The sequence below is a fragment of the Sinorhizobium sp. Y406 genome (genome assembly GCF_058732025.1).
Window position 1 is genome coordinate 736440 of record NZ_CM178974.1, and the last position, 24571, is coordinate 761010.

23 protein-coding genes are annotated in these 24571 nt (G+C 62.9%); 15 read left to right on the top strand and 8 right to left on the bottom strand.

The genetic code is table 11. From position 1 onward, the window contains the following. The first annotated feature begins 2 nt into the window (after positions 1–2). Complete coding sequence (locus AC4P1R_RS03550; RefSeq protein ID WP_069460575.1) at positions 3–773, top strand: SOS response-associated peptidase; 771 nt, start codon at positions 3–5, stop codon at positions 771–773. A gap of 9 nt (positions 774–782) precedes the next feature. Here the strand turns inward: AC4P1R_RS03550 and AC4P1R_RS03555 are convergent, their stop codons facing one another. Beyond that, positions 783–926 carry a hypothetical protein gene (locus tag AC4P1R_RS03555; RefSeq protein ID WP_492177436.1) on the bottom strand — a complete coding sequence of 48 codons (144 nt, stop codon included), beginning with the start codon at positions 924–926 and terminating at the stop codon, positions 783–785. 411 nt (positions 927–1337) lie between these two features. Between AC4P1R_RS03555 and cysS the strand changes: the two genes are divergently transcribed. The 7 genes from cysS to rarD all read left to right on the top strand — a co-directional run bounded on the left by cysS (position 1338) and on the right by rarD (position 8014). After that, complete coding sequence (gene cysS / locus AC4P1R_RS03560; protein ID WP_492177437.1) at positions 1338–2738, top strand: cysteine--tRNA ligase; 1401 nt, start codon at positions 1338–1340, stop codon at positions 2736–2738. Between the two features lie 49 nt (positions 2739–2787). After that, positions 2788–3267, top strand: a complete 480-nt coding sequence (locus AC4P1R_RS03565; protein ID WP_492177438.1) for a GFA family protein — start codon at positions 2788–2790, stop codon at positions 3265–3267. After that, complete coding sequence (locus tag AC4P1R_RS03570; protein ID WP_069460579.1) at positions 3267–3743, top strand: GFA family protein; 477 nt, start codon at positions 3267–3269, stop codon at positions 3741–3743. The genes AC4P1R_RS03565 and AC4P1R_RS03570 overlap by 1 nt, the downstream gene beginning before the upstream one ends. Then, the gene (locus tag AC4P1R_RS03575; RefSeq protein WP_225192499.1) at positions 3743–4243 is read left to right on the top strand and encodes a GFA family protein; all 501 of its coding nucleotides are present in this window, start codon (positions 3743–3745) and stop codon (positions 4241–4243) included. The genes AC4P1R_RS03570 and AC4P1R_RS03575 overlap by 1 nt, the downstream gene beginning before the upstream one ends. Continuing rightward, positions 4240–5202 carry a prolyl aminopeptidase gene (gene pip / locus AC4P1R_RS03580; protein WP_492177439.1) on the top strand — a complete coding sequence of 321 codons (963 nt, stop codon included), beginning with the start codon at positions 4240–4242 and terminating at the stop codon, positions 5200–5202. Before AC4P1R_RS03575 ends, pip begins: the two co-directional genes overlap by 4 nt. A 48-nt stretch (positions 5203–5250) precedes the next feature. Further along, positions 5251–6867, top strand: a complete 1617-nt coding sequence (gene cimA, locus AC4P1R_RS03585; protein ID WP_069460581.1) for a citramalate synthase — start codon at positions 5251–5253, stop codon at positions 6865–6867. A 208-nt stretch (positions 6868–7075) separates the two neighbouring features. Next, positions 7076–8014, top strand: a complete 939-nt coding sequence (gene rarD, locus AC4P1R_RS03590; protein WP_492177719.1) for an EamA family transporter RarD — start codon at positions 7076–7078, stop codon at positions 8012–8014. Between the two features lie 44 nt (positions 8015–8058). Here rarD and AC4P1R_RS03595 read toward each other — a convergent pair whose 3' ends face one another. Continuing rightward, entirely contained in the window at positions 8059–8676 is a 618-nt protein-coding gene (locus tag AC4P1R_RS03595; protein WP_225192488.1) for an LOG family protein, read from the bottom strand. A 245-nt stretch (positions 8677–8921) separates the two neighbouring features. Here AC4P1R_RS03595 and AC4P1R_RS03600 point away from each other — a divergent pair, with 245 nt between their 5' ends. The 4 genes from AC4P1R_RS03600 (at position 8922) to AC4P1R_RS03615 (ending at position 14480) form a co-directional block, all read left to right on the top strand. Beyond that, a complete protein-coding gene (locus AC4P1R_RS03600; RefSeq protein ID WP_225192487.1) occupies positions 8922–10622 on the top strand; it encodes a LysM peptidoglycan-binding domain-containing protein in 1701 nt (566 codons plus the stop codon). A gap of 177 nt (positions 10623–10799) precedes the next feature. Beyond that, entirely contained in the window at positions 10800–12692 is a 1893-nt protein-coding gene (locus AC4P1R_RS03605) for an ABCB family ABC transporter ATP-binding protein/permease (protein WP_069460584.1), read from the top strand. A 198-nt stretch (positions 12693–12890) separates the two neighbouring features. Then, positions 12891–13589, top strand: a complete 699-nt coding sequence (locus AC4P1R_RS03610) for a phosphatidylserine decarboxylase (protein WP_492177442.1) — start codon at positions 12891–12893, stop codon at positions 13587–13589. 39 nt (positions 13590–13628) lie between these two features. Beyond that, complete coding sequence (locus AC4P1R_RS03615; protein ID WP_225192498.1) at positions 13629–14480, top strand: CDP-alcohol phosphatidyltransferase family protein; 852 nt, start codon at positions 13629–13631, stop codon at positions 14478–14480. Between the two features lie 144 nt (positions 14481–14624). Here AC4P1R_RS03615 and AC4P1R_RS03620 read toward each other — a convergent pair whose 3' ends face one another. The 5 genes from AC4P1R_RS03620 to alr all read right to left on the bottom strand — a co-directional run bounded on the left by AC4P1R_RS03620 (position 14625) and on the right by alr (position 20492). Continuing rightward, positions 14625–15365 carry an SDR family NAD(P)-dependent oxidoreductase gene (locus tag AC4P1R_RS03620; RefSeq protein WP_069460587.1) on the bottom strand — a complete coding sequence of 247 codons (741 nt, stop codon included), beginning with the start codon at positions 15363–15365 and terminating at the stop codon, positions 14625–14627. 14 nt (positions 15366–15379) lie between these two features. After that, on the bottom strand, positions 15380–16870 hold the full coding sequence (gene purF, locus AC4P1R_RS03625; RefSeq protein ID WP_069460588.1) for an amidophosphoribosyltransferase: 1491 nt from the start codon (positions 16868–16870) through the stop codon (positions 15380–15382). A gap of 143 nt (positions 16871–17013) precedes the next feature. Further along, positions 17014–17613: a CvpA family protein gene (locus AC4P1R_RS03630; RefSeq protein WP_069460589.1), complete on the bottom strand. Its 600-nt coding sequence runs from the start codon at positions 17611–17613 to the stop codon at positions 17014–17016. Between the two features lie 112 nt (positions 17614–17725). Beyond that, positions 17726–19129, bottom strand: a complete 1404-nt coding sequence (gene radA / locus AC4P1R_RS03635; protein WP_069460590.1) for a DNA repair protein RadA — start codon at positions 19127–19129, stop codon at positions 17726–17728. Positions 19130–19352: 223 nt separating this feature from the next. Further along, positions 19353–20492 carry an alanine racemase gene (alr, locus tag AC4P1R_RS03640; RefSeq protein ID WP_492177445.1) on the bottom strand — a complete coding sequence of 380 codons (1140 nt, stop codon included), beginning with the start codon at positions 20490–20492 and terminating at the stop codon, positions 19353–19355. 250 nt (positions 20493–20742) lie between these two features. On the opposite strand from alr, the gene AC4P1R_RS03645 reads away from it, so the two are divergent. The 3 genes from AC4P1R_RS03645 (at position 20743) to AC4P1R_RS03655 (ending at position 22674) form a co-directional block, all read left to right on the top strand. Further along, positions 20743–21600 carry an AraC family transcriptional regulator gene (locus tag AC4P1R_RS03645; protein WP_069460592.1) on the top strand — a complete coding sequence of 286 codons (858 nt, stop codon included), beginning with the start codon at positions 20743–20745 and terminating at the stop codon, positions 21598–21600. Between the two features lie 118 nt (positions 21601–21718). Continuing rightward, positions 21719–22372: an AzlC family ABC transporter permease gene (locus tag AC4P1R_RS03650; protein ID WP_106407950.1), complete on the top strand. Its 654-nt coding sequence runs from the start codon at positions 21719–21721 to the stop codon at positions 22370–22372. Next, positions 22369–22674, top strand: a complete 306-nt coding sequence (locus tag AC4P1R_RS03655; RefSeq protein WP_069460594.1) for an AzlD family protein — start codon at positions 22369–22371, stop codon at positions 22672–22674. The genes AC4P1R_RS03650 and AC4P1R_RS03655 overlap by 4 nt, the downstream gene beginning before the upstream one ends. A 151-nt stretch (positions 22675–22825) precedes the next feature. Here AC4P1R_RS03655 and AC4P1R_RS03660 read toward each other — a convergent pair whose 3' ends face one another. After that, entirely contained in the window at positions 22826–24325 is a 1500-nt protein-coding gene (locus AC4P1R_RS03660; RefSeq protein WP_069460595.1) for a replicative DNA helicase, read from the bottom strand. Positions 24326–24571: the final 246 nt, after the last annotated feature.

Genomic DNA, 24571 nt, shown 5'->3' on the forward strand with positions numbered 1-24571 from the left:
TCATGTGCGGACGTTTTGCGCTGACGGCGACGCCGGAAGTATTGGTGGAACTGCTTGGGCTGCTGAAAGTCGAGGGCTTTCCGGCGCGGTTCAATATTGCTCCGACGCAGCCGATCCTTGTCGTCATCGCCACGGAGCGGCCGGAGCCCGGCAGCAATCTGCCGGAGCGCAAGGCGCTCCTCGCACGCTGGGGATTCACGCCGGGCTGGGTGAAGGACCCGCGCAGCTTCCCGCTGCTGATCAATGCCCGTGCCGAAACGGTGGCGGACAAGGCGGCCTTCCGGGGTGCGATGCGGCACCGCCGCATCCTGGTTCCGGCCTCCGGCTTCTACGAGTGGCATCGGCCGCCAAGGGGCAGCCGGGGCGCCTCGCAGGCCTATTGGATCCGGCCGAAGGAGGGCGGTATCGTCGCCTTTGCCGGGCTCATGGAAACCTGGTCGTCAGCGGACGGTTCGGAGGTCGATACCGCAGCCATCCTGACGACCAGCGCCAACAGGGCGGTCAGCCACGTTCACGACCGCATGCCGGTCGTTATCCAACCGCAGGATTTCACGCGTTGGCTCGATTGCAGGAGGCAGGAACCGCGCGAGGTTGCGGATCTCATGGTACCGGCGGCTGAGGAGCTCTTCGAGGCGATCCCCGTCTCCGATCGGGTCAACAAGGTCGGGAATATGGGGCCCGAGCTTCAGGAAGAAGTCACGCCCGCCGCCGGGGCTGCATTGGAGACCGAGGATCCGAGTGGGGACGGGTGCGGCCAGCTGTCGCTGTTCTAGAGGAGGCGCTCACGTGCGGCGCTTGGTGCTCTTAGTGTTCGTCGGCTTGGCCTTGGCTTGCAGGGCGGCAGCGAGCACGGCCTTGATGCCGAGCGGCCGGTATTTCGTGACGAGATCCGCCGCCGGGGTTTTTGTTGTGGTCGCGGCTTTCATTTCACACTCTCCTGTGTTTTCCCGAGTCATGGTAACGCTTCGCTTTCGCATTTGTGCCGAAAGCCGCGTCACTTTTCATTTCCTTGGGAAACAGGATACGGCGCACAACCATGCCTCACGAATCGCTTTCCCGCGTGGCGCTTTCGGATAAGCCAAAACATGACAGATCCGTGGCCATGGGCATCGACGACGACGACTTTCGCTTGCATGCGGCTCGCCTCTTGACCGGGGCGGAGCGACGCGCGATAAGGGGCGCCATGAAGACGGTTATCTGCATAATTTGCCGGAAAATTATTCGCTAGCGCCCCGCTGGCCTGGCCGTTTTCGTCTCCACAATTCCAAGATGACAAAACGTGCGGGCCGCCCCGGACGCGCTGTTGCAACGGTTGCATGCAGGCTTGGAGATTTGGGATGGGCGGAATGCCGGTTTTGAAGCTGTACAACACGCTGACGCGGGAGAAGGCCGATTTCCGGCCGATCGACCCTCAAAACGTCCGCATGTATGTCTGCGGACCGACGGTCTACGACTATGCCCATATCGGCAATGCGCGGCCGATCATCGTCTTCGACGTGGTTTTCCGGCTGCTGCGTCATATCTACGGCGAAAGCCAGGTCACCTATGCGCGCAACATCACCGACGTCGACGACAAGATCAATGCACGGGCGTTGCGCGACTATTCCGGCCTTCCGCTGAACGAGGCTATCCGCCGCGTCACGGAATCGACCGAGAAGCAGTTCCTGGAAGACGCCGCGGTGCTCGGCTGCCTCGACCCGACCGTGCAGCCGCGCGCCACCGAAAACATCGCCCAGATGATCGAGATCATCGAGAAGCTCATTGCGAAGGGCCATGCCTACGAGGCCGAAGGCGAGGTGTTGTTCGACACCACGTCGATGGCCGATTACGGGCAGCTTTCCAAGCGCAACCTCGAGGAACAGCAGGCAGGCGCCCGCGTCGCCGTCGAGGCCCACAAGCGAAATCCGGGGGACTTCGTGCTCTGGAAGCTCTCGGAGGAGCATGAGCCGGGCTGGGAAAGTCCCTGGGGGCGGGGCCGGCCCGGCTGGCACATCGAGTGCTCGGCGATGAGTGGACGCTATCTTGGCGAGGTGTTCGATATTCATGGCGGCGGCATCGATCTGATCTTTCCGCACCACGAGAACGAGATTGCTCAGTCGCGTTGCGCCCACGGCACCGAAGTGATGGCGAATGTGTGGATGCATAACGGCTTCCTGCAGGTCGAAGGCCGCAAGATGTCGAAGTCGGAAGGCAATTTCATCACCATCTACGAGCTCCTGCACACGGAGAAATTCGGCGGCCGGCAATGGCCGGGCGAGGTCCTCAGGCTCGCCATGCTGATGACGCATTATCGCGAGCCGATCGACTTCTCGATCAAGCGGCTAGAGGAGGCCGAGCATCTGCTCTCGAAATGGCCGGTACCGGGCGATGCGGCTGGGGAGCCGGACCGCCAGGTGGTGGCGGCTCTTGCGGACGACCTCAATACGGTTGCAGCGATCCAGGCGCTGCATGCGCTGGCTCAAAAGGCGTCGGCCGATGCGCAATATCTCGGCGCCTTTGCCGCGAGCGCCGCCCTGATCGGCGTCGTGCCGAAGGAGATCGAACTCGACGAGGCGGTCGTGCACGAGATCGACGCCCGCGTGCGCGTGCGCCTCGAACTTCTAAAGGCGAAGAACTATGCCGAGGCCGATGCGATCCGCGCCGATCTGCAGGGGCGGGGCATCCAGCTCAAGGACGGCAAGGATCCGGAAACGGGCGAACGGGTGACGACCTGGGAAGTGAAACGCTCGCAGCCCTGACCGGCGCGACGGCAAGGACCGCCGGTGCGCGAGGCAAGAGGAGGACCACATGGCTGACGATATCCATAGCGGCGGATGCCAATGCGGTGCGGTCCGCTTTCGCGTGGAAGGCAAGCTCGGCGACGCCTCGGTCTGCCATTGCCGCATGTGCCAGAAGGCGAGCGGCAACTTCTACCTGCCGCTCGTCTCCGTTCGCGGTGCAAGGCTTGTCTGGACGCGTGGCGAGCGCAAGCGCTTCCAGTCCTCGAACCACGTGTGGCGTGGCTTCTGTGGAGATTGTGGGACGCCGCTCACCTATGAGGCGCCGGACAGGATGGCGCTGGCGATCGCGGCTTTCGACAGGCCGGAAGGCATCGCGCCGGCGATTCAATGGGGCGTGGAGGCGAAGTTGCCTTATGTCGATCGCGTGCCGGAACTTCCCGGCGAGGAGACGATGGCCGACCGGGATTCGGCATCCTTCCTCGCCGATCTCGTGTCCTATCAGCACCCGGACCATGACACCGAAACCTGGCCACGGAAGGAGAGATGATGAGCGAGACCGTCAGAACAGGGGGGTGCCAATGCGGCGCCGTTCGCTTCCGCACCCGCGGCGCGCTTGGACGTCCGTCGATCTGCCACTGCCGCATGTGCCAGAAGCAGTTCGGCTCGTTCTTCTCGGCCCTGGTGACGGCGCCGAAGGACGGCGTCGAATGGACCCGTGACGAACCGAGCTACTTTCAGTCGTCCGTCAATATCGATCGCGGCTTCTGCCCGAAATGCGGCACGCCGCTGACCTATCGGCATCCCGGCGGGCTCGAAATTGCGATCGGCGCCTTCGACGACCGCTCCGATCTTTCGCCGCGCATCCAGGTCAACTTCCAGGCGAGGCTGCCTTGGGTCGAGACCATTTTCGACCAGCCGGTTCATGAAGATCCGGATTACTATGCGCGACAGGAGCAGATCATCTCGTTCCAGCATCCGGACCATGAGACCGAGCAATGGCCGCCGGCGGGAGTCTGGGCATGATAATCCGGCGCATCTTCACGGGCGGTTGCCAATGCGGCGCGGTGCGCTATCGCGCCGAGGGTACGCTTGAGGATGCGCATATCTGTCATTGCCGCATGTGCCAGAAGGCGGCCGGAAACTATTTCCTGCCGCTCGCCAATATCGCGCGCGAGGATTTCCGGATCACGCGCGGCGAGCCAGCTTGGTTCAGGTCATCGGACCTCGTGCGGCGCGGGTTCTGCCGCGCATGCGGTACTCCGCTTTTCTATGACATGCCGAACGAGAACTTCCTGAACATCACGCTCGGCTCCCTCGACGATCCGGACGACGTGCAGCCGATTTACCAATCCGGTGTCGAGTCGCGCATGCTGTGGTTTTCGCACTTGCCGGCCCTGCGTGAAAAGGAGACCGACGACGGCAGCGATGCGGCCGCGGCGCGCCATCTCGCCGTCCTGGAATCCAACCGCCAGCATCCCGATTTCGACACCATCCACTGGCCACCCGAGGAAGAGTTTCAGTGAGTGCTGATCTGCGTAATCTCTATCCGGAAATCGAGCCCTATGCTTCCGGTCACCTGGACGTGGGCGACGGACATCTCGTCTATTGGGAGCGGGTCGGCACGCCCGGCGCCAAGTCGGCGGTCTTCCTGCATGGCGGCCCCGGCGGCACGATCTCGCCGAGCCACCGCCGTCTCTTCGATCCGGAGCTCTATGACGTCTTGCTCTTCGACCAGCGCGGCTGCGGCAAGTCGATGCCGCACGCCGAACTGGAGGCGAATACGACCTGGCATCTGGTCACCGATATCGAGCGGCTGAGGGAATTGGCCGGTGTCGAGAAGTGGCTGGTCTTCGGCGGCTCCTGGGGATCGACGCTGGCGCTCGCTTACGCCGAAACCCATCCGGAGCGCGTCTCCGAGCTGGTCCTTCGTGGCATCTACATGCTCACCAGAGCCGAGCTCGATTGGTATTATCAGTTCGGCGTGTCGGAAATGTTCCCGGACAAGTGGGAGCGTTTCGTCGCGCCGATCCCGCCGGAAGAGCGCCACGCGATGATGCGGGCCTATAATCGGCGGCTGACGAGCGAGGACCGCGCGACGCGGATCGCAGCAGCAAAGGCCTGGAGCCTCTGGGAGGGCGAGACGATCACGCTCCTACCGGAGCCAGAGACCAGCAACCGCTTCGAGGAAGAGGAATTCGCCGACGCCTTCGCCCGCATCGAGAACCATTTCTTCGTCAATGCCGGCTGGCTCGAGGAGGGGCAATTGCTGCGCGACGCGCACAAGCTCCATGGTATCCCGGGCGTGATCGTGCACGGCCGCTACGACATGCCGTGCCCGGCCAGATATGCCTGGCGATTGCACAAGGCGTGGCCCGCGGCCGAATTCCACCTCATCGAGGGCGCAGGCCACGCCTATTCGGAGCCCGGCATTCTCGATCGCCTGATTCGCTCGACCGACAAGTTCGCCGGCAAAACCGAATGACGCGGAAGTCGCCGCGCCTTTTGTAGACTTTGCATTTGGAACCAAGCCATGACCAGGGAACGCATCTATCTCTTCGACACGACGCTTCGAGACGGGCAGCAGACGCCCGGCATCGACTTTTCCGTCGAGGACAAGATTGCGATCGCGGCGATGCTTGATGAATTCGGCGTCGACTATGTCGAAGGCGGCTATCCGGGCGCCAATCCGACGGACACGGAATTCTTCAAGCGCAAACGCACGGCGCAGGCTTCTTTCGTCGCCTTTGGCATGACCAAGCGTGCGGGCGTCTCGGCCTCAAATGATCCCGGCCTCAACGCGCTGCTCGCCGCCGCGAGCGACGCGATCTGCCTCGTCGCCAAGAGTTGGGATTACCATGTCTCGGTGGCGCTCGGCTGCACCGAGGACGAAAATCTCGAGAGCATCCGCGCCTCGGTGGAGGCAGTCGTCGCCTCCGGCCGCGAGGCGATGGTCGACTGCGAGCATTTCTTCGATGGCTACAAGGCAAACCCGGCCTATGCCACCGCCTGCGCAAGAGCTGCGCTCCAGGCGGGCGCACGCTGGGTGGTGCTCTGCGACACCAATGGCGGCACCCAGCCCTCCGAAGTCCGCGAGATCGTCTCGGCGATGATTGCGGCGGGCGTGCCGGGTGCAAGGCTCGGTATCCATGCCCACAACGACACCGGACAGGCGGTGGCGAATTCGCTCGCCGCCGTCGAGGCTGGCGTGCGCCAGATCCAGGGAACGCTGAACGGAATCGGCGAGCGGTGCGGCAACGCCAACCTCGTGACGCTGATTGCGACGCTGGGGCTCAAGGAGACCTATTCGGGGTGTTTTGAGACAGGCATCGACGCCGAGAGGCTGCAGGAACTGACTGAGCTTGCCCATGCCTTCGACGAACTCCTCAATCGCTCGCCGGATCCGCAGGCGCCCTATGTCGGCGCTTCGGCATTCGCCACCAAGGCCGGCATTCATGCCTCGGCTCTTCTGAAGGACCCGCGCACCTACGAGCATGTCGCGCCGGAAAGCGTCGGCAACCTGCGCAAGGTCATGGTCTCGGACCAGGGCGGCAAGGCAAATTTCATCAATGCGCTGAAGCGCCGCGGCATCACGGTCGGCAAGGACGATCCGCGCCTCGACAAATTGATTTCGATCGTCAAGGAGCGCGAGGCGACGGGCTATGCCTACGAGGGCGCGGATGCGAGTTTCACGCTGCTCGCCAACCGCATCTTAGGTACGGTGCCGGATTTCTTTCATGTGGAGAGCTTCCGCGTGATGGTCGAGCGTCGCTTCGATGCGAATGGCAATCTGAAGACCGTCTCGGAAGCCGTGGCCAGGGTGATCGTCGACGGCGAGACGATGATGTCGGTCGCCGAGGGCCATGGTCCGGTCAACGCGCTCGACCTCGCGCTGCGCAAGGACCTCGGCAAGTACCAATCGGAAATCGCCGACCTGGAACTCGCTGATTACAAGGTGCGCATCCTCAATGGCGGCACCGAGGCCGTCACCCGGGTGCTGATCGAGTCGACGGACCGGACCGGCGCGCGCTGGTGGACGGTCGGCGTATCCGACAACATCATCGATGCCTCCTTCCAAGCGCTGATGGACAGCATCGTCTACAAGCTGCTTAAGAACCGCGACCAGGTCGGACTGGTGGCGGCGGAGTAGGACCGTTCGAACTTCAAAGGGTATGGCGGCAATTCCTGTCGCAACCTTCAGCAACACTCACGCTTCGCTTCACGGAAATGAATTGGTGCATCACCATTCGTTGGAGTAGGACGCTCGAGGAACGGCGGTCCGTGGGACGAGCCGTGATTTTTGCCGGAGTGATTGCGTGCCCTCGCATGACTCCGGCGCCGTTTTCAGGACCACGACCATGGCCGAGCCGAACGCGAAACCGCCCGCCGACAATACCGATTCCGCACGAGGATTCGCCTTCGCGCTGGCGGCATATCTTCTTTGGGGTTTTCTGCCGTTTTTCATGAAGGCGGTGGCGCATATCCCGGCGCCCGAGGTCGTCGCCCATCGCATCGTCTGGTCGGTGCCGCTCGCGGGGCTCGTGCTTGTGTGGCTCGGCCGCACACAGGAGCTCAAGGCGGCGCTCAGCTCTCCGCGCATGCTGAAAATGGCGACCTTGACGGCCGCGCTCATCACGGTGAACTGGGGCATCTATGTCTGGGCGATCGGTGCCGGCCGGGCGATCGAGACGGCGCTCGGCTATTATATCAACCCGCTCTTCTCCATCTTTCTCGGCGCGGTGCTGCTCAAGGAGCGGCCGAACGCGGCGCAGATGGTGGCGATCGCGCTTGCCGCACTGGCGGTTGCCGTGCTTGCCCTCGACGCCGGCGGTCTTCCCTGGGTGTCGATCGGACTTTGCTTCTCGTGGGGCTTCTACGCTTTTTTCCGCAAGACGCTGCCGATCGGACCGAACCAGGCCTTTTTCCTGGAAGTGCTTCTCCTGAGCGTCCCCGCGCTTGGCTACGTCGTCTGGCTCGAGGCAACGGGTGAGGGGCATTTCGGCGATACCGGAATGACCGATGTCCTTTTGCTTCTCGCTTGCGGTCTGGTTACGGCCGTGCCGTTGATGATCTATGCCAACGGCGCCAAGCTGCTCAGGCTCTCGACCATCGGCATCATGCAATATATCGCCCCGACGATGATCTTCCTGATCGCAGTCTTCGTCTTCAACGAGCCCTTCGGAGCCATGAAGCTCGTCGCATTCATTTTGATCTGGGCGGCGCTGTTCCTCTATTCAGGCGCGATGCTGGCCGAAAGCAGGGCGCGCCGAGCGGCGCGGCCGACGCCGGCCGAATGAGCCGATGTCGGGGCCGCGATCTTCGGCCCCTTTCCCTCGAAAGTTCAGAGCTTGGAGATGATCCCGCTCTCACCCTCGCTGCCTTTTGAAGTCGCTACGCCGAGAATGCCGGGAACGATCTCCTCGGCCTTGTCGATAACGAGTGGTTGAACGAGATGGGCCGTGTGGACGAAGCCTTCGTCGCGCATATGCTGCAGGAGCTCCAGCAGCGGCGTCCAGAATCCATTGATATTTCCGAACACCATCGGCTTGCGGTGCCGGCCGAGTTGCGCCCAGGTCATGATCTCGACGATCTCTTCCAGCGTACCGATCCCGCCGGGCAGCGCGACGAAGGCATCGGCACGCTCGAACATCTTGTGCTTGCGCTCGTGCATATCGGCCGTGACGATGAGCTCGTTGAGCTGCCCCAACGAATGGCGAGTCGCTTCCTTGTCCATCAGAAACTCGGGAATGATGCCGGTGACGTGGCCGCCCGCCGAGAGCACACCGCTTGCAACCGCGCCCATGATGCCTCGCGTGCCGCCACCATAGACAAGCTGCAGGCCATGCGACGCGATGGACTTGCCGAGAAGGCGTCCAGCCAGCATGTGGTCGGGATCACGTCCGGGCTGTGAGCCGCAATAAACGCAGACGGATCGAATCGTGGTAGCTTCCTTGCTCATGCCGCCAAGTGACATTGCAGCGCAGCATGGGTCAAGGAAAATGAGGGAAAAAGCCTCTCCGCGGATGTGCGCCTGCACACTCGGCGCTTGTGCCGAGCCATAGGAAACGTTAGCAATTTCAGCGATACACTGAAGAATTCCGACGGACGGGTCGCCGTTGCGCTATAATGCGGCAAAAGCTTGGCGACCGTAGGCCTGCAATGGGGATGCGCGGAGCATGATGCTCTGCTGCTGTGGAGAGTGGCATGATAAAGAACAAAGCCAGCTGGGTGGCCCTTAGCGTGCTGGCGATTGCGACTGCGCTGATGGTTTTCGTAGTCCAGCCGAACCTGAACGACGAGACGACGGAAGAGGCCGCACAATCCACGGCCGGCGGAGTATCGGGTGAGCCGGCGCTGGCAACGGCGGAAACCGCTCCTGCCAACGGGGCGCAGGTCGCCGCCTCCGATGCGGATGCGGCCAAGGACTGGACCGTACCCGGATTCGACGTCCTTCGCGTCGAGCCCGACGGGTCGACGGTGATCGCCGGTCGCGCTGAACCGGGTACAAAGCTCGAGATTCTAAGTGGTGATACGGTTCTCGGCACGGCGGACGTCAGTGCAGGAGGGGATTTTGCGGCCGTGTTCGACAAGCCTCTGCCGGCCGGCGATCACCAGCTGACGCTCAGGAGTGTCGGCGCGGGTGGTGCAAGCAGGACGTCGGACGAGGTTGCGACCATTTCCGTTCCGAAGGAACCGGGCGGCCAATTGTTGGCGATGGTGTCCCGACCGGGCGAGGCGAGTCGGCTGATCACCACGCCGAAAGCCGAGGACGAGCCGGCGCAGTCGGCCGCTGCACCAGTCGCACAGGCGGATACTGCTGCGGCCCCGGCAACGCCGGACACGCCCAATGCGGTGCCGGGGCTGCAGGTGACGGCCGTGGAGATCGAAGGAAAGACCATGTTCGTCGCCGGCAATGCAAGGCCGGGGGCGCTGGTGCGAATCTATGCCGACGACTCGCTGTTCGGAGAGATGAGGGCCGATGGAAAGGGGCAATTCGTCGTCGATGGTACGATTGATCTCGCGGTCGGCAGCCATATCATCCGGGCCGATATGATGAACGACGACGCCACCAAGGTAGCCATGCGTGCGTCGGTGCCCTTCGATCGGCCCGAGGGCGTGCAGGTCGCGGCGATTGCCGCTACGCCGGCTGACGCCGCCGCCACGGGGCTTGACGGGCTGAAGACGGAAGCAGGCAAGGCGCTCGCTTTGTTGAAAGGCCTCTTCGCCGACGGCAAACAGCCGACGGCCGAACAGCTGGCGGCAGCACGATCGGCCACCGAGTTCGCCCTTCAGTCGCTTGCGGAATTCAAACCCGCCGACAATTCCGCGCCGGCGGTGGTCGCGGCGGCGAATGACGCCTCCAAGGCGGCCGGCAAGGCATTGTCGGTCCTGAAGTCTGCGCCGCAGGATCCCGCAAGCGTAGTTGCCGCCCTGGACAAGGTGGATGGCGTGATCGGCCCCGCATTGCCGCGACCGGCGAGTGTCGCGGTGGCCCTCGCTTCAGACAAGCCCGTGATGGCAACGCAACCGGAAACCATGAGCGCTGTCGAGCAGCCAAAGGTCGAGGAAGCGGAAGAAACCGCAGCCAAGTCCGACATCGAGACCAAGCAGATGGCGGCGGCCGCGCCGGCCACTGCGGATGAGCAGCCGGCGACGATCCAGCAGGCGCCGCTCCAGGAAAGCAAGTCTTCCGTGATCATTCGCCGCGGCGATACGCTTTGGGAGATTTCGAGGCGCGTCTACGGGGCGGGCGTTCGCTACACGACGATCTATCTCGCCAACCGTGAGCAGATCGAAAATCCCGACCTCATTCAACCGGGCCAGGTTTTTGGCGTGCCCCACGAGGCGCTTTCCGATGTGGAATCGCGGGAGATCCATCGCAAGCACATGCGACACGAGGAATAATCGCGCTTCCGGCCGCGCTTCCATTGCGGCTTAGGGAGAGCTGACCTATCTGTGAAGCAAAGGCGGCGTCCTCAAAGACGCCGCTTTTCATTGAGCCGGACGAGATAGGGGTTTGCGATGGCCCTTTGAGCGCCCGGAAAACGATGACCATCAAGAGCATCGGAAGCGGACTGAAACGTGGCATCCAGCACTCAGACGAAAACGGTTTCCGCCGACACCAGCAACCCCTTGTCGACGATCGCGAATCTCTGGCCCTATATGTGGCCGGCCGACCGTTTTGACCTGAAGCTCAGGGTCGTTTGGGCGACGGTGATTCTCGTGGTTGCCAAGGTCGTCCTCATCCTCGTGCCCTACTTCTTCAAATGGGCCACGGATGCGCTCAATGACAGACCGGATGATCTGGCTTTCCTGCCGCAATTCCTCACCGGCGCCGTCATGCTGGTGCTCGCCTATAACCTCGCGCGTCTGTTGCAGAGCGGTCTTAATCAGCTGCGCGACGCGCTTTTCGCCAGTGTCGGCCAGCACGCCGTTCGGCAGCTTGCCTACCGAACCTTTGTGCACATGCATCAGCTGTCGCTGCGCTTCCACCTCGAGCGGCGCACCGGCGGGCTATCGCGCATCATAGAACGCGGTACCAAGGGCATCGAGACGATCGTCCGTTTCACGATTCTGAACAGCGTGCCGACGCTTATCGAGTTCCTGCTGACGGCGGTGATCTTCTGGTGGGGCTATGGCTTCAGCTATCTCCTCGTTACCGCCGTTACCGTCTGGCTCTATATCTGGTTCACCGTGCGAGCCAGCGATTGGCGCATCGCCATCCGTCGTTCGATGAACGACAGTGATACGGACGCAAACACCAAGGCGATAGACTCGCTCCTGAACTTTGAGACGGTCAAGTATTTCGGCAACGAGGAAATGGAGGCCAAGCGCTTCGACCGCTCGATGGCGCGCTATGAACGGGCCGCGACCCAGGTCTGGACCTCGCTTGGCTGGCTGAACTTCGGACAGGCGCTGATCTTCGGTGGCGGCACAGCGGTCATGATGACGATGACGGCGCTGGCCGTTCAGCGCGGCGAACAGACGATCGGCGACTTCGTCTTCGTGAATGCGATGCTCATCCAGCTCGCCATTCCCTTGAACTTCATCGGCTTTGTCTATCGCGAAATCCGCCAGGGCCTCACCGATATCGAACACATGTTCGACCTCCTGGACGTATGTCCGGAAGTCGTCGATCGGCCGAGTGCGACCGATCTCAAGATCGAGCGCGGAGGGATCGCCTTTCGCGACGTGCATTTCGCCTATGATCCGGCACGGCCGATCCTGAAGGGGATATCCTTCGAAGTGCCCGCCGGCAAGACGGTCGCTGTCGTCGGTCCGTCCGGCGCCGGCAAATCCACCCTTTCTCGGCTTCTCTACCGCTTCTACGATGTGCAGCGGGGATCGATCACCATCGATGACCAGGACGTGCGCGATGTCACCCAGAAGAGCCTGCGCGCCGTCATCGGCATGGTGCCGCAGGACACGGTGCTCTTCAACGACACGATCGCCTACAATATCCGCTATGGCCGGGTGAGCGCTTCCGATGCCGAGGTTGCAGCGGCCGCCGAAGCCGCACAGATCGCCGATTTCATCCGCGGCCTGCCGGAGGGCTACAGCGCAATGGTCGGCGAGCGCGGGCTGAAGCTCTCGGGCGGAGAGAAGCAGCGCGTCGCCATCGCCCGAACAATCCTGAAGGCGCCGCCGATCCTGATTCTCGACGAAGCGACATCGGCGCTCGACACGAAGACGGAACAGGAAATCCAGGCGGCTCTCGACGTGATCTCACGCAATCGCACGACCCTCGTCATCGCCCACCGCCTGTCGACCGTCATCAATGCCGACGAGATCATCGTACTGAAGGACGGGGTCATTGCCGAGCGTGGCACGCATGGGGAACTCATCGATCGCGACGGCCTTTATGCTTCGATGTGGAGCCGCCAGCGCGAGGCGACGCAGGCGGAGGAGCAGTTGAAGCGGGTGCGCGAAAGCGACGATCTCGGCATCGTCGACCGCGGCGTGCCCGCCCTCTGAAGAGTACCGGTTGCAGCCCGGGTCGGCGTCCAGGCGTTGCCGGGCCGTCCAATTCGCGCTACTGCATGTCTCCTTGAATCGAATTCGGTTTAAGGACAAAGACATGCGGCAATTCAACGTGCTACGGCGACCTTGGCGCGTCTGACGAGACGCTTGGCGCCGGAGGTGACGTTCGGCGTAAAATCTGGAGTAGATTTCATGAACTTGGTCGACACAGTGCGCAACACGCTCGTTCCGGTGCACAGGGAAGGCTATCGCTTCATCGCGATCTTCTTCGCCGTTTCACTGGTGCTTGGCCTCCTGTGGGAGCCCTTGATGTGGATCGGCTTCCTGCTGACCGCCTGGTGCGCCTATTTCTTCCGTGACCCCGAGCGCATGACGCCGATCGACGAAGACCTCGTCATCAGTCCGGCCGACGGGCGCGTGTCGGCGATCGCCCGTGTGACGCCGCCGGAGGAATTGGGTCTCGGTTCTGAACCGATGCTGCGCATCTCCGTGTTCATGAATGTGTTCGACTGTCATGTGAATCGTGCGCCGATGGGCGGTACGGTTCGGCGCATCGCCTATCGGGCCGGCAGCTTCCTCAATGCGGAACTCGACAAGGCAAGCCACGATAACGAGCGCAACGGCCTTGTCATCGAAACGAACCATGGCGCGATCGGGGTCGTCCAGATCGCTGGTCTGGTCGCGCGCCGCATCCTCTGCTGGACGCGGGAGGACGCTGCACTGGAAGCGGGCGAGCGTTTCGGTCTGATCCGGTTCGGTTCTCGGCTCGACGTCTTTCTGCCCGAGGGTGCCGCGCCGCGCGTCAGCGTCGGCCAGACGGCCGTTGCTGGGGAAACGGTGCTTGCCGAATTCGGCTCGGAAAAGGGGCCCGTCATCAGCCGTCGCGCATAAGGAGTGGTCATGGAAGAGCCCCGGATGGAAGAGCCCCGGATGGACAAGGCGGCGGGTGTGCCGGCATCGGACGCCGACGCGAGCGGCACCCATGACAAGGCGCGCGGGCCGCGGCTGCGCGAAATACCGCTGCGCCTGATGATCCCCAACATGATCACGGTTCTGGCGATCTGCGCCGGCCTATCCGGCATTCGTCTCGCCTTCGAGAATCGTTTCGAGCTGGCGGTTGGCATGGTCTTGCTGGCGGCGTTCCTGGACGGCATCGATGGACGCGTGGCACGCCTGCTCAAGGCGACGTCGAATTTCGGCGGCCAGATGGATTCACTTGCCGATATCATCAACTTCGGTGTGGCTCCGGCACTTGTCCTTTATGTTTTCCTGCTCGATCAGGCACGCTCGATCGGCTGGATCGCGGCCCTCATCTACGCCATTGCGACCGGACTGCGACTCGCCCGTTTCAACGTCATGGCCGAGCGTCAGGTGAAAGCCTCCTGGCAGTCCGAATATTTCGTCGGCGTTCCGGCGCCGGCGGGCGCCATACTCGTGCTCCTGCCGGTCTATATCGGCCTGCTCGGATTCGCGCCCGAGCGGGTGTTTGCCCTGATCGCGTCAGCCTATACCGTTCTGATCGCCTTCCTGCTGGTCAGCCGCTTGCCGGTCTGGTCCGGCAAGTCGGAAACCAGCCGTGTGCGTCGCGATCTCGTGCTTCCGGTCATCCTCGTCGTCGTCCTCTATGTTGCGACGCTGATGACCTATACCTGGGAAACCATGGTGGTGACCGCGCTGGCCTACCTGATCAGCCTGCCCTTCGGCGCGCGCGCCTGGCAGCGCAAATATGGCGACTGGACGGTACCGCAAGGGGGCGATGGGCTTCCAGGGGATACTGAATAGGCGGGGAGAAGGGACTTGCCGCAGCGTCTCAGTACCCTCTCCCCGCGCGCAGGGATTGGGTCAGTCCTCGGGTTAAACCGGTTAAACCCGAGGAGAGGGGCCATCTTCCACTTATTCGAACCTACAAGCTGTCGTCGAAAAGTCCTATTCCGGCCTGCGGTAATCGACGATCTTCTTCTCACGAACGATGAAGAGCTTGCCAGTTTCCGTCTGCTCGGGACCGAAGAGCGGCATCAGCGCGGCGGCGACCTCGGAAGGGTGCGGCACCGTCGATGGATCCTCGCCCGGCATCATCTGCGCCCGCATGGCGGTGCGGGTCGCGCCTGGATCGACGCTCAGGATGCGCAGCGGCAGACGCTGTGTTTCATGCGCCCAGGTTCGCGCCAGCGCCTCGACGGCGGCTTTCGAGGCGGAGTAGGGGGCCCAGAAGGGCCTGCATTTGTGTGCGGCGCTTGACGAGAGAAGCAGGGCGCGACCCGCATCGGAGCGCACGAGTAGCGGCTCGAGGGAGCGGATCAGTCGCCAGGTCGCGGTGACGTTGATCGTCATCACCTTTTCGAAGACTTTTGCCTCCACGTGGCCGATCGGCGAAGTCGTCCCGAGCACGCCGGCGTTAGCGACCAAAATGTCCAGCTTGCCCCAGCGCTCGTTGATGGCGCCGCCAAGCTTGTCGATAGCGGCCATGTCCGCAAGGTCGAAGGGAACAAGCGTGGCCGAGCCGCCAACGTCCTTGATGGCGTCGTCAAGCTCTTCCAGTCCGCCGACGGTGCGGGCGCAAGCGATAACATGCGCGCCGGCCTTGGCGAGCTCGAGGGCGGTGAAGTAGCCGATGCCGCGCGATGCGCCGGTGACGACGGCGATCCGGTCTTTCAGATTGGGCGTCATTTTTTGTTGTCTTGTTATCCGTTGCTGGCAAGAACCGAGAGCTTGCGGACGTTGCTCGCGCCTTCCTGGTCGAGTAGGCGGGTGGGGTAATCACCGGTGAAATAGTGATCGGTGAACTGCGGCGCTTGCGGGTCGCGCGACGTGCCGCCGACGGCGCGGTAAAGGCCGTCGATCGAGAGGAACTCGAGCGAATCAGCGCCGATATATCGGCACATGGAGGCGAGATCGGCGTGCTGGTTGGCAAGCAGCTTGTCGCGGTCCGGCGTGTCGATGCCGTAGAAGTCCGGATGGAAAATCATCGGGCTCGCGACGCGCACATGCACTTCCCGCGCCCCGGCGTCGCGGATCATCTGCACGATCTTGACCGAGGTCGTGCCGCGCACGATGGAATCGTCGACGAGAACCACGCGCTTGTCCTTGATCATTGCCCGGTTGGCCGAATGCTTCAGCTTGACGCCGAAGGCCCGGATCTGCTGCGTCGGCTCGATGAACGTCCGTCCGACATAGTGGTTTCGGATGATGCCGTATTCGAAGGGAATGCCGCTCTGCTGCGCGTAGCCGAGTGCGGCGGGAGTGCCGCCATCGGGCACGGGAACGACGACGTCGGCTTCGACAGGCGCATCCTTGGCGAGATTGATGCCCATGTTCTTGCGCGCCACATAGACGCTGCGGCCACCGACGACTGAATCCGGACGCGCGAAATAGACGTACTCAAAGAGGCAGAGCCGTTCAGGCCGCGGCGATTCGGGCTTACGCGCATCGATCGAGATCGAGCCGTCCGGCTGGATCTCGCAAATGACCACTTCGCCGTTCTCGACATCGCGGATGTACCTGGCGCCGATGATGTCGAGCGCGCAAGTTTCCGAACAGAAGATCGGCTTGCCGTCGAGTTCGCCCATCACGAGGGGCCGGATGCCGATCGGGTCGCGCGCGGCGATCAGCTTGGTTCGCGTCATCGCCAGCATGGAATAGCCGCCTTCCATCTGGCGAATGGCGTCGATGAAGCGATCGGAGGAGGAGGCTTGCTTGGAGCGGGCTATGAGATGAAGGACGACTTCCGTGTCCGAGGTCGACTGACAGATTGCGCCGTCGGCGATCAGTTGGCGGCGGAGAGTCAGGCCATTGGTGAAGTTGCCGTTGTGGGCGATGGCGATGCCGCCAACTTCGAGTTCGGCGAAGAGCGGCTGAACGTTGCGCAGCGCCACTTCGCCCGTCGTCGAGTAGCGCGTATGCCCGATGGAGATAAAGCCCGGCAGCTTCGCCAGCGTCGCCGGATCGGTATAGTGGTCGCCGACGAGACCCATGCGCTTTTCTGTGTAGAACTGCTTGCCGTCGAAGGTGACGATACCCGCCGCTTCCTGGCCCCGGTGCTGGAGCGCGTGCAGTCCCAGTGCGGTCAGCGTCGCCGCATCGGCATGGCCGAGAATGCCGAAAACGCCGCACTCTTCGTGCAGCGTATCGCCATCGAATTCGTCGTGGATTTCACTGGATCTGAGATCGGTCATCGCAGTCTGCCCTTGCTCCGCGCCGTGCGCATATCGTGATCGCTCCGCCAGTCGTCAAGCAATCTTAGCCGAAAAGCCTTGCGAGCTCATTTCAAATAGACAAAGCCCGCACCGCGGGCTTTGTTTGCAAACGTCTTCCTTCATCAGCCGTTCGTCGCCGGAGCGCCATCGCTCGGCGCCTGTTCGTTGGCGGCGGGCGGGTTTTCGCTCTCTCCTTCGCCAGTCGTATCACGGCCGCGCAAACGGTTGAGAATGGTGGCGTCCGCTTCTTCTGGCAGCAGTGCCACCAGCCTGTTGCCGAGATTGTCGAGCAACGGCTTCGATTTTGCTTGCGTGACCCAGATCGGCTGCTGCTGGGGCGAGACCAGCCAGTTGAAGAACAGCATGGCGACGACGACCAGCAGAATGCCGCGCGCCGCTCCGAAGAGAAAGCCAAGCGTGCGGTCGAGGGCGCCGATGCGGCTGTCGATGATGAAATCGGCGATCCGCATCGTGATAAAGGAAATCACGATCAGCGCCACCAGGAAGATGACGGCGGCCGAACCGATCAGCGCCACCGTATCATTGTCGGTATATTGCTTCGCATAGGGGAGCAGGTACCGGTAGAGAAAATACGCGGCGGCGGCCGCGCCGATCCAACTCGCGACCGACAGAACTTCGCGCGAGAAACCGCGGACCATCGCGAGGATGGCCGAAAACAGAGCGACGCCGAGAACGATACCGTCGAGAATTGTGATGGGCATATTGTCCTTACTCCGACCCCGTCTCCAAGCGGGTCATACAAAGCTTATCTGCCTCCGGACGCCCGCGCATGCGCCCGAGACATTTATCCACCGCCGATCGCGGGCCTATGTCTCAATCCGCCTCCTCCGCCTGCTGCAGAACGCGCCGCGATCCGGCGATCTGCGCCACGAGATCCGGCAGGGTTTCCATCTCGCTTAACCGGCCATTGCCGTTCTTCGGCAGGTCGGTCGATGCAGACGGCAATACGGCCCGGGAGAAACCGAGTTTTTCGGCTTCCTTGAGACGTTGAGCGGTATGCGCAACCGGCCGGACGGCACCCGACAAGCTGATTTCGCCGAAATAGACGCAATCAGCCGGAAGGGCAAGCCCGGCAAGTGACGAAACCAGCGCGGAAGCGACAGCGAGGTCGGCCGCGGGCTCGGAAATGCGATAGCCACCCGCGACATTCAGATAGACGTCGTGCTGGCCGAGCCGTACGCCGCAATGGGCCTCGAGCACGGCTAGGATCATGGAGAGCCGTGCCGAATCCCAGCCGATCACTGCGCGCCGCGGCGTGCCGAGCGAGGTCGGAGCCACCAGAGCCTGTACTTCGACGAGCAGAGGCCGGGTTCCTTCCATGCCGGCAAACACGGCGGCACCCGGCGACTTCTCATTGCGCTCCCCGAGAAAGAGCTCCGACGGATTGGCGACTTCGCGCAAACCACTATCCGACATCTCGAATACGCCAATTTCGTCCGTCGCGCCGAAGCGGTTCTTGACGGTTCGCAAGATACGGTAGTGATGGCCGCGATCGCCTTCGAAATAAAGCACCGCGTCGACCATGTGCTCGACGACGCGCGGACCGGCGATCTGGCCTTCCTTGGTGACATGGCCGACGAGCACGATCGCGGTGCCGGTCTGCTTGGCGAAACGGATCATCGCCTGCACGCCGGTGCGCACCTGCGTCACCGTACCGGGAGCGGAATCGACCGTATCGCTCCAGAGCGTCTGGATCGAATCGATGATGACGAGGTCGGGCCGTTTGCCTTCGGAAAGCGTCGCCAGAATATCCTCGACATTGGTCTCGGCCGCAAGCAGCACGTCACTGTCGGCGGCCCCGAGCCGCTGGGCGCGCAGCCGCACCTGGGCTACCGCCTCTTCACCCGAGACATAGATCACCCGATGCTTGCGGCGGGAAAGGGCCGCCGCGGCCTGCATCAGCACCGTCGATTTGCCGATTCCGGGATCGCCGCCGACGAGCAGCGCAGAGCCGCGCACAAAGCCGCCGCCGGTCACGCGGTCGAGCTCGGAAATTCCCGATTCGATCCGCGGCGCATCCTCGATCTCGCCGGAAAGCGTCGTCAGCGCCACGGGACGACCCTTCTTCGGTGCGCGTGCGGGACCGCCGCCGATGCCGCCCGTCGGGTCTTCCTCGATGATCGTGTTCCATTCGCCGCAGCCGTCGCACTTGCCCGCCCAGCGGGAGTGGACGGTGCCGCAATTCTGGCAGATGAACTGGGTGCGGGCTTTCGCCATATGAACTCGCTTTCGGCAGACGGGAAGGTGGGCGGAGCGTCTTCGCCCGAGAATCACTTTCGGCGGTCACATAATGACCCGAAATGCCGCCTTAGCGCATCGGCCCGAAAATCCTACATGACTTTCGGAAAGCTCGATGAGCGGAGTCAAAGAGCTACAGCGACCTTTGCGCGTCTGAAAGCCGCGCGGCGCTGTAAAGGACGGTTTTCAACAGCGGTCTGACTCAGTTGCCGCCGATATACGCACGGCAGTAGCGCCGACCAAGGCTCGTCAGCAGTTCGTAGCCGATCGTGCCGCCGGCACGAGACACGTCGTCGATCGCAACGTTGCGGCCGAAGAGCTCGATATAGTCGCCGGCGCGAACGGCGCTTTCCGGCAAGTCCGTGACGTCGAAGAGGCTTAAATCCATCGTCACCCGGCCGACATGCGGCACTCTCTGCCCATGCAGGAAGCCGTAGGCGCCCGACGGCATCACCTGCCGGAGCGTGACGCCGCCGCCCGAAAGCGAACGGTGATAGCCGTCGGCATAGCCGATCGCGACCGTGGCGATACGGCTGTCGCGGGCAAAGCGCGCCGAAGCGCCGTAGCTTGCCGTGCCGCCTGAGGGGACAGCCCGGATCTGCAGAATGCGCGCTTCCGCAGTTACGACCGGCTTCATCGGATTGGGGACGCCGTTCACCGCCTCGCCGCCATAAACGGCGATTCCGGGGCGTGTAAGATCGAAATGATAGTCCGCGCCGAGGAAAACGCCGCCCGAATTGGCGAGACTCGCGGGGATGCCCTCGAAGGCCGCCGTCACCTCGCGGAAGCGCTGAAGCTGGTAGAAATTCATCGGATGTTTCGGGTCGTCGGCACAGGCGAGATGGCTCATAACGAGCACCGGCGAGAAGCTTGCGGGCCTCGCCGGGTCGTGGGCAAGCGCGAGAGCTTCCTCCACGCAGAGGCCGAGGCGGTTCATGCCGGTGTCGACATGCAGCACGCAAGGATAGTCGCCCCGTTCTGAAAGCGCGGCCATGAAGGCGGCAAGCTGCTCCGCCGAGTTGACGACCGGCACGAGGTCGTTGGCGAAGAAGAGCTCCTCATTGCCCGGCCACATGCCCCCAAGGATATAGATCCGAGCGTCCGGCAGCAGCGGGCGAAGCTCGACGCCTTCCTCGACGCTGGCGACGAAGAAATCACGCGCTCCGGCGGCATAGAGCACCGGCGCCGCCTCGAAGACACCGATCCCGTAGGCGTCGGCCTTTAGGACGGCGGCAGCGCGGGCATTGCCCGAGCGCTCGTCCATGGACCGCCAGTTGTCGGCGAGCGCGGCAAGGTCGATGGTGAGCCGGTTGGAGGCAGCGATGAATTCTGGGCTGTGCATGAGGCGGGCTCTCCTACTGCATGTCTCCTTTAATCGACTTCGATTCAAGGACAAAGACATACAGCATTTCAAAGTGCTACAGCGACCTTTGCGCGTTCAATCAAACGCGCGGCGCTGTAGGGTGGTGGCTTGAGCTTTTACAGGCATGCGTCGATGGCGGCAAATCGGCTTCGCCGAGGCGGACTGAATGTGCGGACGGGCGAGCACTTTTGTACAAGACGTCCAGGCCCGGCGGCGCTAGGATTGATCGATGCATACGATTTCTCAGGAAGAGGCCACCGAGGCCATGCCGCTCAAAGGTGCCGAGCGGACGCGATTCTGGCGGGATCCACGCTTCAATGGGATGGAGTGCCTGAGCGCCACTTTCATCACCCATGAATTCGCGCCGCACGCGCACGACACGTTCAGCATCGGCGCCATCGAGGCCGGCTCGCAGATCAGCACGATCAAGGGCGAGCGATCCCAGACGGGGCCGGGCGATTTCTATCTCATCAACCCCGACGAGGTGCATGACGGGCATCCCGGCGCTGACGGCTACCGCTATCGCATGATCTATCCCTCGATGGAACTTTTCGTCGACGTTCTCGAGGATGTCACGGGCCGCGCTTTCCGTGGAACGCCCTCCTTTTCCCGACAACGGCTGACGGATCCGGAACTTGCCGATGCCTTCCATCGAGCACACCGTACCCTTGAAGGTAAGGCGGGAGCTCTGGAGGCGGACGAAAGCATGTTCAGCTTCCTGGCCACGCTTTTCCAGCGGCACGGAAGTGCGATTATCGTTCCCGTCCGGTCGCGTGAGAGCTCTGCCGTTCGTCGCGCGCGCGACTATCTGATCGAGAACTACGCGCGCGACATCGGCCTCGACGAGCTTGCCAAGGTGGCGGGCCTCAGCCGCGCGCATCTGATCCGCGCGTTCCGCAGGGAGTTCCACATCACCCCGCATGCTTTTCTCACTGACAAGCGCGTGCGCGAGGCACGCAGCCTGCTGCGGCTCGGTTGGTCGGCCGCCGATACGGCGTATCATTGCGGCTTCGCCGACCAGGCGCATTTCACCCGTCATTTCAAGGCGAGGACCGGCGTGACGCCGGGTGCTTTCCGCGCCGGCTGATCACTTTCGTTCAAGACCCGGCATCGTTCTCCCCCTATGAGCTCTGGTAAAAAGGACGGAGATCATGGACGTGAAAAGGGTGGATATCCTCGACGAATTTATCGGCGGCGTACGGGCGATGGCGCCGCTTACCGTGGCGGTCGTCCCGATCGGCCTGGTCTTCGGCGCCGTTGCCGCTTCCAAAGGGTTGAGCAGCCTCGAAACAACGATGATGAGTGCCCTGGTTTTTGCCGGAGGCTCGCAATTCGTGGCCATGGATATCTGGATGCATCCGGCCTCCTGGGGCGCGCTCGCCTTCTCGGCCTTGCTCGTGAACATCCGGCACGTCCTGATGGGCGTCTCGATAGGCACGAGGATGCCGTCCTTTTCCGGGCCGGCGAAGTATGCCGCGATGCTGCTGCTGGCCGACGAAATCTGGGCGATGGCGGAGCTGCGCGCTGAAGAGACACGGTTGACGCCGGCATGGTATGCCGGCCTCGCGATACCCTTCTATTGCGTCTGGGTGCTGACGAGCCTTGCGGGCTCGCTCGTTGGCGCCTTCCTGGGAGATCCGAAGGCGATCGGTCTCGATTTTGCCTTTCCGGCCGTCTTCACGGTTCTCGTCGCGAGTTTCTGGAAGGGCCGCGAGACCGGCGCGGTGCTCGCCGCCAGTGCCGCCGCGGCCGTGCTCGTCCACCAGCTTCTGCCTGGCGTCTGGTACATCGCGGCCGGTGCCGCCGCGGGTGTCGTTGCAACCCTCGTGACGCGCGTCGGCCAGGAGGCCTGCGCATGACCCTCGATCCGAGTACCTTCCTCGCCATCGTCGCCATGGCCGCAGCCACGGCGCTGACGCGCATCGCCGGCCTCGTCCTCATCCGCTTCGTCGCCATCGGTCCGCAGCAGAGGCGAGCGCTGGAGGTTATTCCGCCCGCCGTGCTGATGGCCGTCATCGCCCCGACGGCACTCGCCACCGGCCCGGCCGAAACGCTCGCTACCCTTGCGACGGCAATTGCTGCGACGCGACTGCCGCTGCTTTGGGCCGTTGCGATCGGCGTCTTTGCCGTGGCAATGGGAAGGGCAATGATTGGCGGGTGACACTGGTCTATAAAAGGCGGCCCTCAGCGCGCTGGCGGCCCATTCCTCGCCGGAGGGTCCGGAGAGCATGAGGGGGCGCCACGAGTCCCCTTCTCCCCGCCTGCAGCCAGAAGATCGCGGCAGCGGGATGAGGGGACAACTCCCGTCCGGCTCAATGTTCGTATTGCGTGAACGACGGGTCGGCCAGATCCGAGAAGCGGGTGAATTCGGACTGGAAGGCGAGTTTTACGGTGCCGGTCGGTCCGTGACGCTGCTTGGCGATGATCACGTCGGCCGTGCCCTTCACCTTGTCCATCTGCATTTTCCACTCTTCGTATTTCGGATCGAATTCGTCACGCGGCTCCATGTTCTTGACGTAATACTCCTCGCGGAAGACGAAGAGCACCACGTCGGCGTCCTGCTCTATCGAGCCCGATTCGCGCAAGTCAGACAGCTGCGGGCGCTTGTCTTCGCGGCTTTCGACGGCACGCGAGAGCTGCGATAGTGCAATGATCGGCACGTTGAGTTCCTTGCCGAGCGCCTTGAGGCCGGTGGTAATCTCGGTGATTTCCTGTACGCGGTTTTCCCCCGATTTCTTCGAGCCGGTCATTAGCTGCACGTAGTCGACGACGAGCACGTCGAGGCCGCGCTGCCGCTTCAGGCGTCGGGCGCGCGCCGCCAATTGGGCGATGGAGATGCCGCCGGTCTGGTCGATATAGAGCGGCACCTTCTGCATCATCTGCGAGCAGGCGACGAGCTTTTCGAAATCGGCCTCCGAAATGTCGCCGCGGCGGATCTTCGATGAAGAGACTTCCGTCTGCTCGGAGATGATACGGGTTGCAAGCTGTTCCGACGACATTTCGAGCGAATAGAAGCCGACGACGCCGCCGTTCTTTGCCTTGAACGAGCCGTCCGGCTGCACCTCCGGCTCGTAGGACGCAGCGATGTTGTAGGCGATGTTCGTCGCAAGCGACGTCTTGCCCATGCCCGGGCGTCCGGCCAGGATGATCAGGTCCGAACGCTGCAACCCGCCCATCTTGCCGTCGAGCGAATGGATGCCGGTGGAGATGCCCGAAAGATGCCCGTCGCGCTCGAAGGCTTGGCCTGCCATGTCGATGGCAAGAGCCACGGCATCATTGAACGACTGGAAGCCGCCGTCGTAGCGCCCCGTCTCGGCAAGTTCGAAGAGCCGCCGTTCGGCATCCTCGATCTGGCTTTGCGGCGGCATGTCGAGCGGCGCGTCATAGGCGATGTTGACCATATCCTCGCCGATGGTGATCAGCGAGCGGCGCAGCGCCAGGTCGTAGATCGCCCGGCCGTAATCCTCCGCATTGATGATCGAAACGGCTTCGGCCGCTAGGCGCGCGAGATATTGCGCCACCGTCAGGTCTCCGACCTTTTCGTCGGCCTTCAGGAAGGTCTTGACCGTCACCGGATTGGCGGTCTTGCCCATGCGGATGATTTCGCCGGCGATCTCGAAGATCTTGCGATGCAGCGGCTCGTAGAGATGCACGGGCTTAAGGAAGTCCGACACGCGGTAGAAGGCGTCGTTGTTGACCAGGATGGCGCCAAGCAGCGCCTGTTCGGCTTCCAGGTTGTTCGGCGCCTCGCGATAGTGCTGGTCCGCCTGATCCTTGGCCAAGGGGGCGAGCTTTCGCGCTGCGTCGTTCATGATCTTCTTTCCGTTCCGCCTGTCGTTCCTTCGAGCAATCCGGTTTGCGGCCTGCGCCGGTCCGCGTCTAGTGTAGCCGTGCAACAGTGCCGCGGCATGCAACCTCGCCCGTCGCCTTTGCCCGTTGTCCACATTCATCCACAGGGCCGCCCGAAGGCGCGATAGGGGCCGGTCGCAAGGCAGGGGCAATTGAGACTGGGAGTCCGGATAAGGTATCTGATTCGCGCTTTGGCGTCGCTCGCTAAG

What these genes read in the sequence shown, in the direction of transcription:
- AC4P1R_RS03550 (WP_069460575.1), top strand. Translation starts at nt 3, where the DNA reads ATGTGCGGACGTTTTGCGCTGACGGCGACGCCGGAAGTATTGGTGGAA.
- AC4P1R_RS03615 (WP_225192498.1), top strand. Translation starts at nt 13,629, where the DNA reads ATGGACAAGGCGGCGGGTGTGCCGGCATCGGACGCCGACGCGAGCGGC.
- AC4P1R_RS03620 (WP_069460587.1), bottom strand. Translation starts at nt 15,365, where the DNA reads ATGACGCCCAATCTGAAAGACCGGATCGCCGTCGTCACCGGCGCATCG.
- alr (WP_492177445.1), bottom strand. Translation starts at nt 20,492, where the DNA reads ATGCACAGCCCAGAATTCATCGCTGCCTCCAACCGGCTCACCATCGAC.
- rarD (WP_492177719.1), top strand. Translation starts at nt 7,076, where the DNA reads ATGGCCGAGCCGAACGCGAAACCGCCCGCCGACAATACCGATTCCGCA.
- AC4P1R_RS03655 (WP_069460594.1), top strand. Translation starts at nt 22,369, where the DNA reads ATGACCCTCGATCCGAGTACCTTCCTCGCCATCGTCGCCATGGCCGCA.
- AC4P1R_RS03650 (WP_106407950.1), top strand. Translation starts at nt 21,719, where the DNA reads ATGGCGCCGCTTACCGTGGCGGTCGTCCCGATCGGCCTGGTCTTCGGC.
- AC4P1R_RS03630 (WP_069460589.1), bottom strand. Translation starts at nt 17,613, where the DNA reads ATGCCCATCACAATTCTCGACGGTATCGTTCTCGGCGTCGCTCTGTTT.
- AC4P1R_RS03660 (WP_069460595.1), bottom strand. Translation starts at nt 24,325, where the DNA reads ATGAACGACGCAGCGCGAAAGCTCGCCCCCTTGGCCAAGGATCAGGCG.
- AC4P1R_RS03645 (WP_069460592.1), top strand. Translation starts at nt 20,743, where the DNA reads ATGCATACGATTTCTCAGGAAGAGGCCACCGAGGCCATGCCGCTCAAA.
- cysS (WP_492177437.1), top strand. Translation starts at nt 1,338, where the DNA reads ATGGGCGGAATGCCGGTTTTGAAGCTGTACAACACGCTGACGCGGGAG.
- AC4P1R_RS03570 (WP_069460579.1), top strand. Translation starts at nt 3,267, where the DNA reads ATGAGCGAGACCGTCAGAACAGGGGGGTGCCAATGCGGCGCCGTTCGC.
- AC4P1R_RS03595 (WP_225192488.1), bottom strand. Translation starts at nt 8,676, where the DNA reads ATGAGCAAGGAAGCTACCACGATTCGATCCGTCTGCGTTTATTGCGGC.
- radA (WP_069460590.1), bottom strand. Translation starts at nt 19,129, where the DNA reads ATGGCGAAAGCCCGCACCCAGTTCATCTGCCAGAATTGCGGCACCGTC.
- purF (WP_069460588.1), bottom strand. Translation starts at nt 16,870, where the DNA reads ATGACCGATCTCAGATCCAGTGAAATCCACGACGAATTCGATGGCGAT.
- AC4P1R_RS03555 (WP_492177436.1), bottom strand. Translation starts at nt 926, where the DNA reads ATGAAAGCCGCGACCACAACAAAAACCCCGGCGGCGGATCTCGTCACG.
- AC4P1R_RS03610 (WP_492177442.1), top strand. Translation starts at nt 12,891, where the DNA reads ATGAACTTGGTCGACACAGTGCGCAACACGCTCGTTCCGGTGCACAGG.
- AC4P1R_RS03565 (WP_492177438.1), top strand. Translation starts at nt 2,788, where the DNA reads ATGGCTGACGATATCCATAGCGGCGGATGCCAATGCGGTGCGGTCCGC.
- AC4P1R_RS03600 (WP_225192487.1), top strand. Translation starts at nt 8,922, where the DNA reads ATGATAAAGAACAAAGCCAGCTGGGTGGCCCTTAGCGTGCTGGCGATT.
- cimA (WP_069460581.1), top strand. Translation starts at nt 5,251, where the DNA reads ATGACCAGGGAACGCATCTATCTCTTCGACACGACGCTTCGAGACGGG.